At 69.9% G+C, this 17533-nt stretch carries 12 protein-coding genes; 11 read left to right on the top strand and 1 reads right to left on the bottom strand.

The annotated features are described in order from the left end of the window. Positions 1-270 precede the first annotated feature (270 nt). The 9 genes from D7V88_RS10485 (at position 271) to D7V88_RS10445 (ending at position 13309) form a co-directional block, all read left to right on the top strand. Positions 271-2130, top strand: a complete 1860-nt coding sequence (locus tag D7V88_RS10485) for a sensor histidine kinase (RefSeq protein WP_120540483.1) — start codon at positions 271-273, stop codon at positions 2128-2130. A 268-nt stretch (positions 2131-2398) separates the two neighbouring features. Then, positions 2399-4273 (top strand): cytochrome c3 family protein, encoded by a 1875-nt coding sequence (locus D7V88_RS10480; protein WP_120540482.1) that lies wholly within the window; start codon positions 2399-2401, stop codon positions 4271-4273. A gap of 34 nt (positions 4274-4307) precedes the next feature. Further along, positions 4308-5468 (top strand): FIST signal transduction protein, encoded by a 1161-nt coding sequence (locus D7V88_RS10475; protein WP_120540481.1) that lies wholly within the window; start codon positions 4308-4310, stop codon positions 5466-5468. A gap of 4 nt (positions 5469-5472) precedes the next feature. Next, positions 5473-8439, top strand: a complete 2967-nt coding sequence (locus D7V88_RS10470; RefSeq protein WP_120540480.1) for a response regulator — start codon at positions 5473-5475, stop codon at positions 8437-8439. Next, positions 8432-8851, top strand: coding sequence for a response regulator (locus tag D7V88_RS10465; RefSeq protein ID WP_120532300.1), 420 nt, complete (start codon positions 8432-8434; stop codon positions 8849-8851). The genes D7V88_RS10470 and D7V88_RS10465 overlap by 8 nt, the downstream gene beginning before the upstream one ends. Positions 8852-9070: 219 nt before the next feature. Continuing rightward, positions 9071-10120 carry a tryptophan 2,3-dioxygenase family protein gene (locus tag D7V88_RS10460; protein ID WP_244238087.1) on the top strand — a complete coding sequence of 350 codons (1050 nt, stop codon included), beginning with the start codon at positions 9071-9073 and terminating at the stop codon, positions 10118-10120. Next, on the top strand, positions 10117-11262 hold the full coding sequence (locus tag D7V88_RS10455) for an aminotransferase class V-fold PLP-dependent enzyme (RefSeq protein ID WP_120540479.1): 1146 nt from the start codon (positions 10117-10119) through the stop codon (positions 11260-11262). Before D7V88_RS10460 ends, D7V88_RS10455 begins: the two co-directional genes overlap by 4 nt. Beyond that, positions 11259-12332: a methyltransferase gene (locus D7V88_RS10450; RefSeq protein WP_120540478.1), complete on the top strand. Its 1074-nt coding sequence runs from the start codon at positions 11259-11261 to the stop codon at positions 12330-12332. Before D7V88_RS10455 ends, D7V88_RS10450 begins: the two co-directional genes overlap by 4 nt. Before the next feature lie 176 nt (positions 12333-12508). Further along, a complete protein-coding gene (locus tag D7V88_RS10445; RefSeq protein ID WP_244238086.1) occupies positions 12509-13309 on the top strand; it encodes a dienelactone hydrolase family protein in 801 nt (266 codons plus the stop codon). Positions 13310-13388: 79 nt separating this feature from the next. On the opposite strand, the gene D7V88_RS10440 is transcribed toward D7V88_RS10445, so the two are convergent. Continuing rightward, the gene (locus tag D7V88_RS10440; protein WP_244238085.1) at positions 13389-14090 is read right to left on the bottom strand and encodes a response regulator transcription factor; all 702 of its coding nucleotides are present in this window, start codon (positions 14088-14090) and stop codon (positions 13389-13391) included. 186 nt (positions 14091-14276) lie between these two features. On the opposite strand from D7V88_RS10440, the gene D7V88_RS10435 reads away from it, so the two are divergent. Next, complete coding sequence (locus tag D7V88_RS10435) at positions 14277-16211, top strand: CheR family methyltransferase (RefSeq protein WP_120540475.1); 1935 nt, start codon at positions 14277-14279, stop codon at positions 16209-16211. Continuing rightward, positions 16208-17518, top strand: coding sequence for a sensor histidine kinase (locus tag D7V88_RS10430; RefSeq protein ID WP_120540474.1), 1311 nt, complete (start codon positions 16208-16210; stop codon positions 17516-17518). Before D7V88_RS10435 ends, D7V88_RS10430 begins: the two co-directional genes overlap by 4 nt. The last annotated feature ends 15 nt before the right edge of the window (positions 17519-17533 follow it).

Raw genomic sequence — 17533 nt, 5'->3', positions numbered from 1 at the left:
CCCTTCCCGCGCCCCGGCCCAGGTGAACGGCGGCCCTTTTCTGGATCTCCACCGGATTTCCAGATGTCCACCAACGGACACCCGGGCCCCGACCCGCCGCCAGGAACTTTTCTTCTCTGACGGCAAGGCGCATCCTGCCCAGGTATTCCGGGAAAGCATGGGTTAATGACTACCCTGCCCGGGAGTGCGATGTCATTCGCCCTACTTTTTCAGTGATGCTGCGGGTCCTTCTGCACAGAAGCGCTCGGTGCCGTCGGGGGGGAGTGCCACATGCTGCGTCGCTGGACCTTCGCTCAGCAGGTCGGGGCGGGTCTGTCCGTGTGCCTTCTGGCCGGACTCATCCTGCTGGCCATCATGGTTTCCGCGGCCCACACGCTGGTGGCCGGTGACGCCCTCGCCTCGCACCAGGACTCCAACCTGCGCACGCTGCTCGCCGCGCTGCTGGGCCTGGGCTGCGTGGCCGCGCTGGGCATGGTGCTGAGAAACGCCCTGGGCCCCATGCACGCGGAGCGGCTGCAGAGTGAACAGCGGTTGCACCTGTTCATGGATGGCGTGTCCGACTACGCGCTGTGCTTCCTGGAGTCGGACGGCAAGGTGTCCTGCTGGAGCACCGGCGCGGAGCGGCTCACCGGCTGGACGTCCGAGGACATCGTGGGCCAGGACGTGGAGCTGCTGCACGTGCCGGACGCGGTGGCCCGGTGCGTGCCGGCCAGCTACCGCGAGCGCGCCGCCCGCGAGCGGCGGTTGCAGTCCGAAGGCTGGCGGATGCGCAAGGACGGCTCTCGCTTCTGGGCGGAGACGCTGCTCACCGCGCTGTACGACGACGCGGGCCACCTCCAGGGCTTCGCGGAGGTGACGCGCGACATCACCGAGCGCAAGCGCACCGAACGCATGCAGGCGCTGCTCGCCGAGGCCGGCCGCGTGCTCCAGCCCCAGGCCGGCGCGGAGGCCCTGGGCGCCGACCTCACCCGCCTGTGCGTGCCGGAGGTGGCGGACGCGTGCGTGCTCTACCTCCCGGACGAGGACGGCCACGTGCGCCCCGGCGCGGTGACGTGCGCGGACGCGGCCACCCAGACGCGGCTGTGGGAGCCCCTCTTGCGCCGGCCCGCGCGCGACGAGCCCGGCCCCGCCCGCGTCGTCTACACCGGCCGCGCGGAACGCTTCGCGGAGGTGGATCCGGAGCGGCTGCCCGCGTCCGTCAACGACAGCACCTACGGCGAATTGTGGCGCGCGCTGGGCGTGCGCTCCGCCCTGAGCGTGCCGCTCATCGTGGACAACCGCGTGCTGGGCGCGCTGTGCCTGCTGTCCACCCGCCCGCACCGTCATTACGGCGCCGCCGACCAGGCCTTCCTGGAGGAACTGTCGTCCCGCGCCGCGCTGGCGCTGGACAACGCCCGCCTGCTCGCCGCCACGCAGGGCGCCCTGGAGCTCATCGGCGTCGCGGCGCACGACCTGGGCAACCCGCTGAGCTCGCTCCAGCTTCGCCTGCGCCGCCTGCGCCTGCAGTGCGCCCCCGCGAACGCGGAGGACCCCCGCCTGCGCGAAGGGCTGCTGCTGGCCGAGGACGAGACGAAGCGCCTGGGCCGGCTGGTGCACAACCTGCTGGACCTGTCGCGCCTGTCCGGCGGCCGGCTGGAGCTGGAGGCGCGGCCCATGGACCTGGTGGAGCTGGCGCGCGAGGTGGTGGCCCGCCATGAGGACCAGGCCACCGCCGCCGGCTGCGCCCTCACCGTCCATGCCCGGGGCGCCGCTTCCGGCCGCTGGGACCGCCAGCGGCTGGACCGCGTCCTCACCAACCTGGTCAGCAACGCCCTCAAGTTCGGCCGGGGCCAGCCGGTGGAGGTGCGCGTGGAGCACGACGCCCACAAGGCCCGGCTCATCGTGCGAGACCACGGCGCCGGCATCCCCGTGGAGGACCAGCAGCGCCTCTTCGCCCGCTTCGAGCGGGTGACCACCGACAGCCACGCCCCCGGCTTCGGCCTGGGCCTCTACATCGTCCGGCAGCTCGTGGAGGCCCACGGCGGCACCATCCGCGTCCACAGCCGCCAGGGTGAGGGCGCCGAGTTCACCGTCGAACTCCCGTTCTCCTCGGAAGTCCCGGCGAGTGTCGTCGCGGCGATTCGCGCCTGACCCGTCCGGGTGGGTTGTGCCCCAGGTACCCCTCCCATCCAGTCCCAAACAGTCCAGTTCCCCTCTGAGCGGAATTATTCTCAGAAGTTGAATCGATCTGTTCGTTGTGGATATTCTTCGTACGGCTAAAACTACTCACTCCCGGTAAAAGCCGGTTCTGAGTCGGACCTCATCCGCCACCGTCCCCCCGACGGAAGGGCTACCCGGTCCACGAAACGCGACGCTGTGACTGTAAGCGTCCGCCAATCAAGCCTTCGAGGAGTCCCCCATGGTGGCAGTTGGAGCTTTCAGGGCGCGGTGTACTCGCACTTCCCCCCGCGTGGGTTCCGCGGGCCGCGCGAGCTTGCTGGCAGCGATGACGGGCCTGGCGCTGGCGTGCGGTGGACAGGACACTTCGGGTTTTGAGGCCTCCGCCTCCCTGGAGCAGGACGCCCCGCTGGAGCTTTCGTCCCAGTCCCAGGCGGTGATGGACGAGGAGGCTCGCTGGGGTGGCGGCAACAAAGCGACGCCGGTGGGCCTGGCCCTGGAAGTGGACAACGGCAAGGGCGTGCCCCTGAAGGTGAAGGCCGGGCAGACCTTCTGGGTGAACCAGATCGACCTGCGCGCCTCCATCAACGCCACCGTGGACGAAGGCGTGAACGGCCTGCGCCAGAACAGCGACTTCCTGGCCGCCGGGTGGGCCGGTGTGCGCCTGGAGGACGAGGAGTTTGTCGGCCTCTCCAACGCGGACGGCACCTTCACCCGCCGCCGGTTCTACCGCGACGCGGCCTGGATGAAGGTGACCAGCCTCTTCACCGTGGAGCCGGTCGACGCGCGCGGCATCCTCACCGGGCCGCCGGTGCTCCTGAACATCGGCAGCGAGGAGTCGCGCCGCACGGAGCGTGACGACTTCTTCATCCGCCGTCTGCGCGCCATCCAGTGGGCGCGCGACTGTCGCAGCCTCACGGACTGTACGGGTGCCAGGGCCTTCGAGGAGGAGGCGCTGGTGGAGCTGCGCAACGCGTACGACCACGCGAAGAAGCAGACGCTCACCTTCACGTCCCAGACGAAGGGCCTGCGCCTGCGCTGGAGCCTGCGTCCGTTCGCGCCCTACTACATCCCCGTCACGCAGGTGAACTCGCCCGCGTACGACTATGGGTTCGGCATCGACATCAAGGCGCTGACGGCGCCCCGCAAGGACGGCACGTACGCCCCCGGGTCGGATGTCACCTTCCAGATGACCCTGAAGGACGGGAAGGGCAAGCCGCTGCACCCCGCCGGCAGCCTTCCACTCTACAGTGAGGTCGCACTGCCGGGCGCTCCCGGCAACCCCGCCGGGATCCAGTACTATCAGGCCTTCTTCGACCCGACCGCCACGTACTACCGCCGCAAGCACCGTGAACGGATGATGATGACGCAGCTCATCGGGCCTGCGCAGGACATCAAGCCCATCCGGACCATCATCGACCTGGAGGCGTTCCTCGACGACTCCCAGGACGTGCAGACCCTCGCCACCCCGGCGCGAGACGGCGTGTACGCGCAGTTCAAGATCTTCCCCTCCGCCAACAAGCTCTTCGGCGGCGCCTTCTTCCCCAATGAAGGCCGCTGGGACGCGCCCGTCAGCGACACCTGGACCTACAAGCTGCCCGCGGACGCGAAGCCGGGCACCTACCTGGTCACGGCCAAGAGCCGCCGCGTGTTCCTGGGTGAGGACATCCCCGGTTCGCGCACCATTGAAATCCAGGTGGGTACCAAGACCCACACCGAGGCCAGGCTGACCACCGGGCCCTGCAATAGCTGCCACAGCAAGGGCGGCGAGCTGGGCACCGTGCTGCATGGAAACGACAACCGCGCCGCGTGCGCGTCGTGCCATGCTCCGCTGGGCTTCGAACTGGAAGGCCCCATCTTCGTGCGCACGCACTTCATCCACTCGCGCTCCAACCGCTTCGACGCGCCCCTGGAGAAGTGCTCCTCCTGCCACCTGGACAAGGAGACCACGCAGCGCACCAGCAAGGCCGCCTGCCTGTCGTGCCACAAGAGCTATCCTGAGAGCCACGTGAAGTCCTTCGGCCCCATCGAAAGCATGTACGTCGGCGGCGGTCGCGAATCGTTCCAGCAGTGCACCGGCAGTTGTCACAAGACACACCCGGGCAGCGGCCTCTAGCCGCCCAAGCCCGGGGCGCAAGGGAAGGTCCTCCATGGCCAACGTGAAGATGCAGACGGCTCGCTCCACGCTCACGGATCCAGTCGCTGCGGCGGAGGACCTCCTAAGACAGCTCCACGGCCCCCCGCCGAAGCTGGTCACGCTCTTCGCCTCCCGTCAGCGTGACCAGCGCGCGCTCAACCGCGCGGTGCGTGAGCGGCTCCCCAAGGACACCCGGCTGGTGGGCGCCACCACCGCCGGGGAGCTGGACAACAACGGCATCCACACCAACAGCGTGGTGCTGGGCGCTCTCTCCGGCGACTTCGAGGTGGGCCTGGGCCTGGGCAGCGGCCTGACCGGCGACGCCATCGCCGCGGGCGCCCAGGCCATCAAGCGCGCGTGCGAGGAGCTGGGCGTGCGCCAGCAGGACCTGGACGCGCGCCGGTACGTGGGCCTCGTCATCGACGACGGCTTCCGCTACAAAAAAGAAGAGCTGCTGCTGGGCATCCTGGAGAAGAACCAGACGCTGGTGCTGGTGGGCGGCGGCGCCAGCGACTCGGAGCCGGACCCCTCGCGCCAGTCCGCGCTCATCCACGTGGATGGCGAAGTGGCCGGCGACGGCGTGCTCGTGGCCCTCTTCAAGACGAACGCACCCTGGGCCGCGCTGCGCTCGCATTGGTACGTGCCCACCGGCCAGCGGCTCACCATCACCAAGGTGGATGAGACGCACACGCGCGCGCTCGAAATCGACGGTTTCCCGGCCGCCAAGCGCTACGCCGAAATCCTGGGCGTCACCCCGGACGAGCTGGAGTTCGGCAAGCCCAAGGGCTTCGCCGTGCGCCCCACCGCGCTGAAGGTGGGCCGCGAGTACTTCATCCGCGCCGCGTGGCGGCCCCTGGAGGACGGCTCCATCCTGTTCGCCAACCTGCTGGAGGAGGGAAGCGAGCTGGATTTGATGAAGGCAGGCGACCTGGCGGGTATGACGCGCGACTTCTTCGCCGACGAGCTGCCCAGGCGGGTCCAGAACCCCCAGGCCGCCCTCCTGTTCCACTGCAGCGGACGCATGTGGTACGCGAACGCGACAGGCGTGGTGCCCCAGCTCTCCGAAGCCCTGAAGCTCGCACCGTCCGCTGCTGGGATGAACGTGCAGTTCGAGATCTACTCAGGCTTCCACATCAACACCACGCTGACCGTGCTGGCGTTCGGTTCCAACTAGACACATGGCCAACCAACCGTTCGATGTGGCGCTCGCGGAAGCTCCGCTGGGGTACACCCTTTCGCTGCTCCTGGTGGGCAGCGAGCGCGAAACGCGCGCGATGCGCGATGCACTGGAGCGCGAGGACATCCTCTCCATGCTCACGCTGGAGCAGGCGTGCACGCAGGACGCCCTGGAGAAGGCGCTGGCGCGGCCCTACGCGCTGGTGCTCCTGGGCTCGGAGCTGCCGGGGCTGTCCTGGGACGCCGTCCACGCGGCGTGGCAGCAGCGCGGGCTGTCGCTCGCGTTCGTGGTGAGCTCTCCCGCCTGGAACCCGGACACGCTGGATGCCGCCATGCGGCTCGGGGCGCTCGACTACGTCACCGAGGACCGCTACGGCCACCTGCCCTTCATCGTCGCGCGCGAGCTGCGCCTGCACGCCGAGCGCGCCCAGCACCAGGCGACGGGCGTGGAGCTCAAGCGGACCAACTACCTGCTGAGCAACATCATCGACGCGCTGCCCTTCGTGCTGTTCGTGAAGGACGCCCAGACGCGCCGGCTGGTGGTGGCCAACAAGACGTTCGCGGACGCCTTCAAGGTCACCAAGGAATGGCTGCTGGGGAAGCTGGACCACGACTACTTCCCGCATGACCAGGCGGACTCGTTCGTCGCCATCGACACGGAGATCCTCGAGACCCGGAAGATGAAGACGTTCGAGGAGGTGGCCCGCGCCGACGGCGAGGACCGCATCTTCGCCACGCGCAAGATTCCGCTGGTGGACGACCACGGCATCGCGCGCTTCGTGATGGGCGTCACCGACGACATCACCGAGCGCAAGCAGAACGAGGCCATGCTGCGCGCCTCCAAGGAGGAGCTGGAGGCCGCCAACCTCCAGTTGGCCGCCAGCCTGGAGGAGATCAAGAAGACACGCGCGGTGTCCGCCCGCTCCCTGGCGAGCTACCAGCAGCGCGCGCTGCAGATGGAGATCATCCGTCAGCAGAACGAGGACCTGGACCGGCTGGCCCAGGAGCTCTCCGTCGCCAAGCGCAACGAGGAGGAGCGCGCGCGCGAGGCCGAAGGCGCCGTGCGGCTCAAGAGCGAGTTCCTGGCGAACTTCAGCCATGAGATCCGCACCCCGCTCAACGGCATCATCGGCTACTGCGACCTGCTGATGCGCGAGGAGGGCAACCGCCTGACGCCGCACGGCCGGCGCGACCTCAACGTGGTGAAGTCCAACGCCAAGACGCTGCTGGCGCTCATCAACGACATCCTGGACCTGTCCAAGATTGAAGCGGGCCGCGTGGAGGTCGTCACCGAACCGGTGGACGTGCAGGAGCTGGCCGACGAGTGCATGGCCACGGTGAAGGAGTACCTGAAGGGCAAGGACGTCGCCCTCACCGTGCACGTGGACGCGGAGGCGGCCGAGGTGCGCACGGACGCGCTGAAGCTGCGGCAGATCATGCTCAACCTCTTGAGCAACGCGGCCAAGTTCACCGACACGGGCGAGGTCGCCCTCACGGTGGTGCCCGCGGGCTCCGGTGAGATGCTGATGACGGTGGAGGACACCGGCGTGGGCATCCCCTCCGACCAGCTTCCCTTCATCTTCGAGAAGTTCCGCCAGGTGGACGGCTCCACCACGCGCAAGGTGGGCGGCACGGGGCTGGGGCTCGCCATCGTGCGCGAGCTGACGCGGGTGCTGGGCGGCACCGTGGACGTGACGAGCACGCTGGGCCGGGGCTCCACCTTCACCGTGCGGCTGCCGGACGTGCTGGCCACCACGGTGGGCGCCAACAGCCCGCATGCGACGGAGCGGCTGGTCCCCATCCAGGACGTGGCGCAGAAGCTCGCGCCCATGGCGCGGCCGGGCAGCACGGTGCTGGTGGTGGATGATGATCCGCTCATCCAGCAGCTCGTCACCGGCCAGCTCGAGCCCGCGGGCTTCAAGGTCGTGACGGCGGATGACGGCATCGCCGCGCTGAAGCTGGCGCGCGAGCTCAAGCCACAGGCCATCCTGCTGGACATCCACCTGCCCCGGATGGACGGCTGGTCGGTGTTGAGCCAGCTCAAGAGCGAGCCGAGCCTCGCCGCCATCCCGGTCATCCTCGTGTCGGTGGAGGAGCAGCGCGCGCGCGGCTTCAGCCTGGGCGCGTGTGAGTACCTGGTGAAGCCGGTGGAGCCGGAGCGGTTGGTGGAGGTGGTGCAGAAGAGCCTCGCCTCCGCGGGCGCCACCTCCGCCACGGGCGACGTGCTGGTGGTGGACGACGACGCGGCCACGCGCGAGCTGGTCAGCCGCAACCTGCGCCGCGCGGGCTTCTCCACCAACGAGGCGCGCAACGGCGAGGACGCGCTGCTCAAGGCGCGCGTGTCGCCGCCGTCCCTGGTGGTGCTAGACCTGATGATGCCGAACCTGGACGGCTTCGAAGTGCTGCGCCGGCTGCGCGCGGAGAAGCTGTCAGTGCCGGTGGTGGTGCTCACCGGCAAGACGCTCACCCCGGAAGAAGAGACGCTCCTGCGCGACGGCTTCGCCGGCTTCGTGCGCAAGGGCGGCACGGCCCTGGAGGACGTCATCTCCCAGGCCAAGGGCCTGCTCATGTCCCAGCGCGCCGCGAGCGCCGGCAAGCTGCCCCGCGTGCTGTACGTGGAGGACAGCGAGCAGAACCGCGACATCGTCCGCCGCTACCTGGGCGGGCTGTATGACCTCATCGAGGCGGAGGACGGCGAGCAGGGGTTGGAGCGCGCGCGCGCCGACGTGCCGGACCTCATCCTCATGGATTTGTCCCTGCCGAGACTCGACGGCTGGGAAGTCACCCGCAGGCTCCGGGCGTTGCCGGATGGGCAGAACGTGCCCGTCATCGCCGTCACCGCCCACGCGGGGCGCGAATACCAGGACAAGGCGCAGGCGGCCGGTTGCACGGCCTACCTCACCAAGCCCCTGGATCGCGATCAGTTGATCGAGACGATTCGTCAGTACCTAGGGAGAAGCCATGGCTGAACCAAAACCGCGCGTCCTTGTGGTGGACGACGACCCGGACCTGCTCGACCTCGTACAGCGCTCGCTGAGCGCGTACGGGTTCGAAGTGCAGACCCATACGTCCGCGTTGGGTGTGTCCAACATCGTGCGCGCGTCCGAGCCGGACTTCGTGCTCATCGACGTGAACTTCCCCGCCCTCAAGGGGGACAAGGTCGTGGGGCTGGCGCGCCAGTACGCGCCCCCCGGCACCCGCTTCATCCTCTACTCCGCGTCGGATGAGGCGAAGCTGCGCTCGCTGGCCATCGCCTCCGGCGCGGACGGCTACATCTCCAAGAGCGTGCAGGGCGCTGACCTGGCCCAGAAGCTCAACGCGATGCGTCTGAAGCCCCGGCCCGCTACGCCGGGCCGGAATCCCTCACCTGTTGAGGGGTGAGCAGTACCCTGGGTGCGCCCGACCCCTCGGGCCACCCTGCCTCCGGGTGCGAGAAAAATCTCGGAAAGTGATAACCAAGTAGGGCTGACATCTTGAACTCTACAGAAAGCCCTGTAAGGTAGTCGCTTCTAGAGTTTTCCGCGCTCACTGTTCCCCCCGAACCGGGGCGCATTCCACCCAGCACTCATACGTTCCTGCACCCCGGAGGGAGCTATGTTCATGTCCACTGATTACAGCCACGCGGAAAAACTGAAGCACGAGCTGACTCAGCCGCTCTTCAACCCGATGCTGAAGAAGTGGGTGGGCAAGGGAGAGCTGGACTACGAGCGTTACCTGCACACGGGGACGCTGCTGGGCCTGCAGTCCGCGGAAGCGGAGCGCGTGTCGCACGACGAGCTGATGTTCCAGATCGTCCACCAGTCCCAGGAGCTGTACCTGAAGCTGGCGTCGCGGGAGATCGTGGAAGTGGTGGCGGAGCTGGACCGGGACGCCCTGTGGGCCGTGGTTGCTCGGCTGGCGCGGGTGCAGCGCATCCTCCAGTGCATCAGCTCCGAGATGGCCATCCTGGAGACGATGACGCCGGAGGCGTACCAGGTCATCCGCCGCAGCCTGGGCAACGGCAGCGGGCAGGAGTCGCCGGGCTACAACACGTTCCGGCTGGCGGCCACGGGACTGGAGTCCTCCCTGGAGCGCATGCTGGAGCGCCGGGGTGTGACGCTGATGCAGATCTACACGGCCGGGGGGCACGAGGATCTGAAGCACGTCTGTGAGAACCTGGTCAGCATGGATGAGGCCTTCCAGGGCTGGCTGTTCGCGCACTTCCAGTTGGTGCGCCGCACCATCGGCGTGGACCGTTCGGTGAAGGCGCTGGATGGCCTGCCCACGCAGGTGCTGGCCGGGCGCATGACCCTGCCGCTGTTCCGCGCGCTGTGGGACGTGCGCGTGGAGATGACCAACGGCTGGAAGCGCGAGGGCGGCTACGCGACGGGTGCGTCGCGAGGGACGGACGCGCACGCGGCGCCTCGCGGGGGCGGGTGCCCGATGATGCACGGCCACACCATGCCGACCGCGATGCACGCCCACGACGCGGCGGCCGCGATGCACGCCCACGCCGCGGCGGCCGCGATGCACGCCCACGCCGCGCCGGCCGCGATGCACGCCCATGCCGCGCCGGCCGCGATGCACGCCCACGCCGCACCGACCGCGATGCACGCCCACGGCGCGCCGGCGGCGTATCCCCATCCCCACGAGCTGAGGAGCCAGACGTGATCGAGGGGGTACTCCCGGGGGCCCTGCGCGCGGAGTATCCCCTGCTTGAGACCTGCACGTACCTCAACAGCAACTCCACCGGGGCGATGCCCCGGGCCGTGGAGGGAGTGCTCGCGCAGTACTGGACCACGATGCGCACGTGGCGCGACGCCGTCTGGGATGGATGGCTTTCCCAGATGCAGGGCTACGCGGATGCGGTGGCGGGCCTCATCGGCGCTCCGCCCGCGTCCGTGGCGTTGGACGTGAACCTGAGCGCGCACCTGTCGCGCCTGGGCACCTGCCTGGACTTCAGCGGCGAGCGCCGCCGCGTCATCGTCACCGACCTGGAGTTCCCCACGGTGCCCTTCATCTGGAAGGGCTTCGCGCGCTATGGGGCGGAGCTGGTGGTGGTGCCGTCGCGCGACGGCCGCGTGGATGAGGCGGCGCTGGAGGCGGCCATCGACGAGCGCACGCGGCTGGTCTGCGTGTCGCACGCCGCGTTCTCCACCGGCGCGCTGCTGGATGTCGCGCGCGTGGCGAAGGCGGCGCACGCGGCCGGGGCGCTCATCGCCACGGATGCGTACCAGACGGTGGGCACGGTGCCGGTGGACGTGCGCGCGCTGGACGTGGACTTCCTCATGGGCGGCGCGCACAAGTGGCTGGGCGGCTCCGAGTACGCGTTCATGTACGTGCGTCCGGAGCTGCTGCCCACGCTGCGGCCCGCGGACACCGGGTGGCTTGCCGGGGCGTCGCCGCTGGCCTTCCAGTCGGCGGAGGCCTGGGCACCGGATGCGCGGCGGATGATGGGCGGCACGCCCGCGCCGCTGATGGTGCTGCTGTCGCGGCCGGGGCTGGACCTCTTGAAGGGCGTGGGCATCACGGCGGTGCGCGAGCATTCGCTGAAGCTCACGTCGCGGCTGATGGCGCGCGCGGATGAAGCGGGCCTGCGCGTGGTGACACCGCGCGAGCCGCACCAGCGCGGCGGCATCGTGGCGCTGAGCTTCCCTGGCGACGTGAGCGTGATGCAGCGGCTGGTGGCGCGCGGCTTCATCTGCAGCCACCGGGGCTTCCTGCGCGCGGCGCCGCACTTCTACAACACGCCGGAAGAGGTGGATGGCTTCATGGACGCGCTCATCGAAGAGCAGCGCAAGGAGGCCGCATGAGCGCGGCACTGTCTGCTCCGCCCGTCGCTCCGGCACCCGCATCGCCTCCGCGTGAGGCCGCATCACCGCGCGCCCTGCTGCACCTGCTGTTCAACGGCGCTCGCGCGCTGGACGTGGTGGAGACGGCGCTCGGGCTGGGACTGCTGGACGCGCTGGAGCCCGGGCCGGTGACGCTGGGGGAGTTGTCCACGCGCCACGGCTTCGTGCCGCAGCGGCTGTACAAGTTCCTCGACTGCCTGGAGAGCCTGGGGCTCGTGCAGCGCGAGCAGCCCTCCGACGCGCTGGCGGACACGCGCTACCGGGGCGTGCAGGGCCTGCGCGCGGCGGCGGAGGCGGTGCTGGGGCCGCGCGCGCTGGAGCGCGACCGGGAGAAGTACGACTGGAAGGCGCTGCATGGCCGGCTGCCAGAGGTGCTGCGCGGCCAGCACTCCATGTCCGCCGCCTCCTTCGACTGGCCTCCGCGCACGCCCGAACAGGTGGAGGGCTTCGAGGCGAGCATGGCCGCGGGCCTGGGCCCCATCCTGGAGACGTTCCGCGCGCACGCGGGCGCGCTGTGGCCTTCCGGGGCCCGGCTGCTCGACGTGGGCGGCGGGGACGGGACGCTCGCGGAGCACCTGCTGCGCGAACACGCGAAGCTGGACGTGGACGTCTACAACCTGCCTGCCACCGAGGCGCTCGTCACCCGCACGCGCGAGCGTGCGGGCCTGACGCCAAAGCGGCTGGGCTTCGTGGGCGGGGACTTCCTGCGCGAGGCGCTTCCCCAGGGCTACGACGCGCTGTCGTTCGTGCGCGTGCTGCACGACTGGCCCGCGGAGGTGGCGCGCCAGTTGATGCAGGCCGCCTTCGCCGCGCTGCCTTCGGGCGGACGGGTGCTCATCTGCGAGGAGTTCCGCACGCCGGAGCGACTGGCGGCGCAGTTCTTCTGGTCCTACTTCCTCATCGGCGTGGACGCGTGCTCCAGCCGGCTGCGCGAGGTGGAGTTCTACCTGGACGCGCTCACCACCGCGGGCTTCCGGGACGCGCACGTGCTGCCCGGCCCCTTCGAGCTCGTGGTGGCCACGAAGCCCTGAAATCCGACAGGGGTCCCACCCTCCAGGGTGGGTCGTTTCCCTCGGGCCTCCTCCCTCCCTACAATGCGGTGTCGGACGCCGGACAGCCCGGACCTTCCGACAGGTCACAGCGGCTGGGGGGGTGCTCAACTTACCCTCGGTCGCAGGTCAGCCAAACGCAGACGGGAGGAGCCTGTATGACAGGTCCCCGGTCACGAACGGGGTTGAGGGCAGCACGGCAGGACCACGGGTCGTCGGAGCAGCCGCGGGAAGCCCCCGCGACGCGTGGAGGAACACCGGCGGCGCGCACGCACCTGGAGCGCGAGGTGATGGTGCCGGTGGATGACGCCGTCCTCCTCCGAGGGCGGTTGGCGGTGCCCGCGGGCGCGCGGGGCGTGGTGGTGCTGGCGCGAGGCAGCGACAGCAGCCGCCAGAGTCCCCGGCTCGCGCAGACCTCTCGCCTGTTCCAGGCGATGGGACTGGGCACCTTGCTGTTGGACCTGCTCACCAGCGAGGAGATGGAAGAGCGCCGCACGCGGCAGCTTCGCTTCAACATGGGCCTGCTGGGCCTGCGCATGGCGGGCGCGGCGCGGTGGCTGCAACGCGAACCCCACACCACCGGCCTGCGCGTGGGCTACTTCGGCTCGCACACCGGCGCGGGCGCGGCGCTGTCCGCCGCGGCCAACCGTCCGGAGCTGGTGGACGCCGTCGTCTCCCGGGGCGGCCGGCCCGACCTGGCCGGCGCGGTGCTCCCCAAGGTGCGGGCTCCCACGCTGCTGCTCGTGGGCGGCGCGGACGCGCTGGGCCTGGACATCAACCGCCGGGCCTACGCCGACCTCCAGGCGCCCAAGCACATGGAGATCATCCCGGGCGCGACCCACCACTTCCAGGAGGACGCGGAGCTGGAACGGGTGGCCGAGCTCGCCGGGGAATGGTTCCTCCAGCACCTGGGAGCGCCCCGGTACGAACTGGAAGGGGACCCCGCGCCGACGCCCTGAGCGACGCGCTTGGGGGTGCGGCGAGGACTCCACCCGGAGGCCCTCTGGGACGAACGCCCAGGGGGCTTCCGGATGTCTGTCATTGCGAGGACATCACCGGACGCGTCACGCCCAGCTCGCACGCCATCACGGCGAGCTGCGCGCGGTTCTCCGGGCCCAGCTTGCGGTAGATATTCGTCAGGTGGGCCTTCACCGTGCGCTCGGTGATGCCCAGGTGCGCGGCGATCTTCAGGTTGTCCGCGCCCGCCGCCACGTAGCCCAGGACCTCGCGCTCGCGCAGGGTGAGGGCGGTCAGCGCGGAGGCCGGCGCGCCGATATCCTCCTGGCTCAGGGTCTGGGGGTTGAGCATCTTCATGGGGATCAGCCGTTCGCCCCGGGCCAACCGGGTCACCGCCTCCACCACCTCGTGGACGCTCACGTTCAGCTTGCACAGGTAGCCGGCCGCACCGGCCTGGACGCAGCGCTCCACCACCTCCTGCTCATGGTGGCCGGACAACACCAACGGGCGCACGCGGGGATGGAAATCGTGCAGGTGCTTGAGCACGATGACGCCGTCCTCCACCGAGCCACGGCCGACCTGCTCCAGCCGCAGATCCACCAGGGCGACGTCAGGCGCGGCGGCGCGCATGTTGGAGAGGAACGTACGGGTCTCCGCGCAGCGGGCCACCACCTTCATGCCCGCGCCCTCCAGCAGCGCCACCAGGGTCTCCCGGAAGAGCAACTGGTCTTCCAACACCGCGACGCGGATCCCGCTCCCCGTCAGCTTCATTTCCACAGCCACGCAGCCACCCCTGCTTCCGCCTGCGAGTCACGACACTCCTCGGAGACGATGCCACAGGCGTCCCCGCGTTTCGCTTCGCGAGGCCGTGCCTCCGGCAGGAGACACTGGGTCGGCGAACATGTTCAGGAAGGGAGAGGTCGGGAAGCGGATGTTGCTGGAGTCCGGGGGCTGCGCTAGGCCGTCCGCATGGCGACCCGCCCCCCTCGCGACAGTGAACTCGAAGCCATCCTGGAGAAGGTGAGGCAGGTCCGTAACTTCGACTTCCGCAACTACAAGCGCGCCACGTTGCAGCGCCGCATCGAGCGGCGGATGCAGGCCACGCGCTGCCGCACCCGCGCCGCCTACCTGGCGCTGCTGGAGCGGGAGCCCGCGGAGGTCAGCACGCTCGTCTCCTCCATGCTCATCAAGCTGACCACCTTCTTTCGCGACCGCGAGGTGTGGCAGACGCTGGAGGAGTCCCTGGCGGAGCTCATCCGCCAGCGCCCGGACAAGGAGCTGCGCATCTGGAGCGCGGGCTGCGCCACCGGCGAGGAGGCGTATTCGCTCGCCATCGCCGCGGCGGAGGCCCTGGGGCCGGGCCACCCCGGCCCGGAGCTGAAGGTGTTCGGCACGGACGTGGACGAGGACGCCATCGCCGGGGCCCGCCGGGGCATCTACACGCCGGCGCAGTTGGAGAACGTCTCCAAGGAGCGGCTGGCGCGCTGGTTCGTGCGCACCGGCAACACCTTCACGGTGCGCAAGGAGATCCGCCGCGCGGTGGTGTTCGGGGTGAACAACCTGGTGTCGGACGCGCCCGTGTCGCGCATCGACCTCATCCTGTGCCGCAACGTCTTCATCTACCTGGACTCGGATCTGCAGAAGCGGGTGCTGGCGCGCTTCCAGTTCGCCCTCCGGCGCAACGGCCTGCTGATGCTGGGCCGCTCGGAGCTCATCCCCTTCGCGGCCCGCATCTTCCGGCCCGTGGACCTGGCGCGGCGCATCTACCGCAAGGACGCCCACGTGGAGGTGGTCACCACGACGCAAGACCGGCTGCCACCGGAGCCCACCCTTCCGCCCCGCCTCATCGCGGCGGCCATCGAACCCGAGCGCTCCCTCCTGCGCGACCTGCTGGACTCCCAGCCCTGCCCCACCATCACCACCGACAACGACGGCACGGTGACGTTCTGGAACCGCGCGGCGGCGCGGATGTGGAACCGCAACGAAGGCGACGTGCTGGGCAAGAAGCTGTCCGCGCTGGGTCTGAGCGGGCTCATCGGCGACCTGCTCATCGAACAGACCGGACGGGTGCGCAACGGCCGCACCGAGCGCGAGTTCTCCGACGGCCTGCTGGAGAACGCTGGCGGCGACTCCATCACCGTGCGCACGCAGGTGGTCCCCCTGCGCGACCGCACGGGCGCGCGACAGGGCCTGCTGTACGTCACCCACGACGTGACCACTGCCCGGGGGGTGGAGCAGGCGCTGCAGTCGGTGCAGGAGGAATTGCAGTCCATCAACCTGCGGATGCAGTCCTCCAACGAGGAGCTGCGGGCCTCCAACGAGGAACTGGAGACGACGAACGAGGAGCTCCAGTCCGCCAACGAGGAGCTGCAGACGACGAACGAGGAGCTCCAGTCCACCAACGAGGAGCTGGAGACGACGAACGAGGAGCTCCAGTCCGCCAACGCGGAGCTGGACGCCACCAACCGCGAGCTGGCGCACCGCACGCTGGAGATGGATTCGCTGGCCTTCACCCAGCGCACCATCATCCGCACGCTCTCCGCCGCGGTGCTGGTGCTGGAGGGCGACGGCCGCATCACCACCTGGAACCTGGCCGCCGAACGCCTCCTGGGCGTCACCGAGCGCGAGGCGGTGGGCCAGAAGCTGTGGTCCCTGCACGTGCCCGCCCTCAAGCGCCCCCTCATCCAGAAGCTGCGCCGACACCTCCAGGAGAACCGCTCGCTGCGCCTGGAAGGGGTGCCCTACCAGCTTCCGCACGGGGGCACGGGCAGCGCCACCCTGGTCGCGACCCCGCTCGTCACGGAGACGAACGTGCTGGGCTCCATCGTGCTCTTCGAGGACACCACCCGGGCGGCTGCGCTGCTGGAGGAGAACCGCCTCCTCAAGACGAAGAGGAAGGCATGAGCGCGCGGCGCTCGCCTCCGCCGCCCCACCCCGTCCCCGCGCCAGAGGAGAAGCCGGGCCTGCTGCGAAAATACCGCGAGCTGCTGGCCAAGCACGAACAGTTGGTGCGCAGGCTGGAGGAGCGCACCACGCTGCACGTCAGCACCTTCCGGCTGTCCAGTTGGGCACTGGAGACGAGCGACAGCGCGCTGGCGGTGCTGAGCGCGGGCAGCGTGGTGCTGGCCAACTCGCGCTGGCATGCGCTCAACAGGAACCGGGGTCCCTGGCAACGCATGGCCGAGCCCGGCCTCGGCGTGCGGACGGGTGCCGCGCCGACGCATGCTTCACTGCGGGAGATGGCCCAGGTGGAGAGGGATGCGGCGCTGGCTCTGGAGTCGGTGGGGTCGCGCGTCGCGCGCTACCGCCAGACCCACGAAGCGCATCCCCAGGTGCTGGAGGTGCGCTCGGAGCGCGTCGCCGGGCCCCTGGAAGGTCACGTGCTGGTGCTCGCGCGCGACATCACCGAGCAGGCGCGCGACGAGGAGGAGTTGCTCTGCGCGCGCGCCACCATGTTGGAGCGCGCGCAGATCCGCGCCCTGGGGGAGCTGTCGGCGGGCATGGCGCACGACCTGCGCAACACGCTCAACGCCATGCGGATGCGGCTGGAGATGCTCCAGCACGACGTGGCCCCCACGGGCCAGCACCAGCCGCACCTGGAAGCCCTGGCGCGCATCGTGTCCGACGCGGATGCGCGCGTGAGCCGGCTCCAGGACTTCACGCGCCAGAAGGCCAGGGCCTTCCGGGAGCGCGTCCAGCTCACCGAGGTGGTCCGGGACGCGGTGGACATCGCCCGGGGCGGCATCGAGCATCGCCCCCTGCCGCGGGGCCACTTCCTGCGCCTGAACGTGGTGATGCCTCCGCGACTGCCGCTCGTCGCGGGTTCGGCGATGGAGCTGAGGTACGTCCTCATCAACCTGCTCATCAACGCCCGCGACGCCATGTCCCGGGGCGGCACCATCCACGTGCGGGCCGTCCACAAGGGCGCGACGGTGCGGCTCACGGTGGAGGACGAGGGCACCGGCATCGCGCCGGAGCACCTGCCCCACCTCTTCCAGTCCTTCTTCACCACCAAGGGCAACGACGGCACCGGCCTGGGCCTGTCCATGGCCCACGGCGTGGTGACGCGCGCGGGCGGCACGCTCACCGGCGCCAACCGGAAGCAGGGAGGCGCGGTGTTCACGCTCACCTTCCCAGCCCTCGCGGCCGACCGGAAATCTCCGAAGAAGGCCCTGGCGAAGAAGGCGACCGCGCGCCGCAAGCCGCGCTGAGCCCGTGGGACGCGC

Source organism: Corallococcus terminator, assembly GCF_003611635.1.
GTDB lineage: Bacteria > Myxococcota > Myxococcia > Myxococcales > Myxococcaceae > Corallococcus > Corallococcus terminator.
The sequence above is the reverse complement of the archived record's forward strand: the minus strand, read 5'-3'. Positions and strand labels throughout refer to the sequence as shown.

What these genes read in the sequence shown, in the direction of transcription:
- D7V88_RS10485 (WP_120540483.1), top strand. Translation starts at nt 271, where the DNA reads ATGCTGCGTCGCTGGACCTTCGCTCAGCAGGTCGGGGCGGGTCTGTCC.
- D7V88_RS10445 (WP_244238086.1), top strand. Translation starts at nt 12,509, where the DNA reads ATGACAGGTCCCCGGTCACGAACGGGGTTGAGGGCAGCACGGCAGGAC.
- D7V88_RS10480 (WP_120540482.1), top strand. Translation starts at nt 2,399, where the DNA reads ATGGTGGCAGTTGGAGCTTTCAGGGCGCGGTGTACTCGCACTTCCCCC.
- D7V88_RS10450 (WP_120540478.1), top strand. Translation starts at nt 11,259, where the DNA reads ATGAGCGCGGCACTGTCTGCTCCGCCCGTCGCTCCGGCACCCGCATCG.
- D7V88_RS10430 (WP_120540474.1), top strand. Translation starts at nt 16,208, where the DNA reads ATGAGCGCGCGGCGCTCGCCTCCGCCGCCCCACCCCGTCCCCGCGCCA.
- D7V88_RS10460 (WP_244238087.1), top strand. Translation starts at nt 9,071, where the DNA reads ATGTCCACTGATTACAGCCACGCGGAAAAACTGAAGCACGAGCTGACT.
- D7V88_RS10475 (WP_120540481.1), top strand. Translation starts at nt 4,308, where the DNA reads ATGGCCAACGTGAAGATGCAGACGGCTCGCTCCACGCTCACGGATCCA.
- D7V88_RS10470 (WP_120540480.1), top strand. Translation starts at nt 5,473, where the DNA reads ATGGCCAACCAACCGTTCGATGTGGCGCTCGCGGAAGCTCCGCTGGGG.
- D7V88_RS10465 (WP_120532300.1), top strand. Translation starts at nt 8,432, where the DNA reads ATGGCTGAACCAAAACCGCGCGTCCTTGTGGTGGACGACGACCCGGAC.
- D7V88_RS10435 (WP_120540475.1), top strand. Translation starts at nt 14,277, where the DNA reads ATGGCGACCCGCCCCCCTCGCGACAGTGAACTCGAAGCCATCCTGGAG.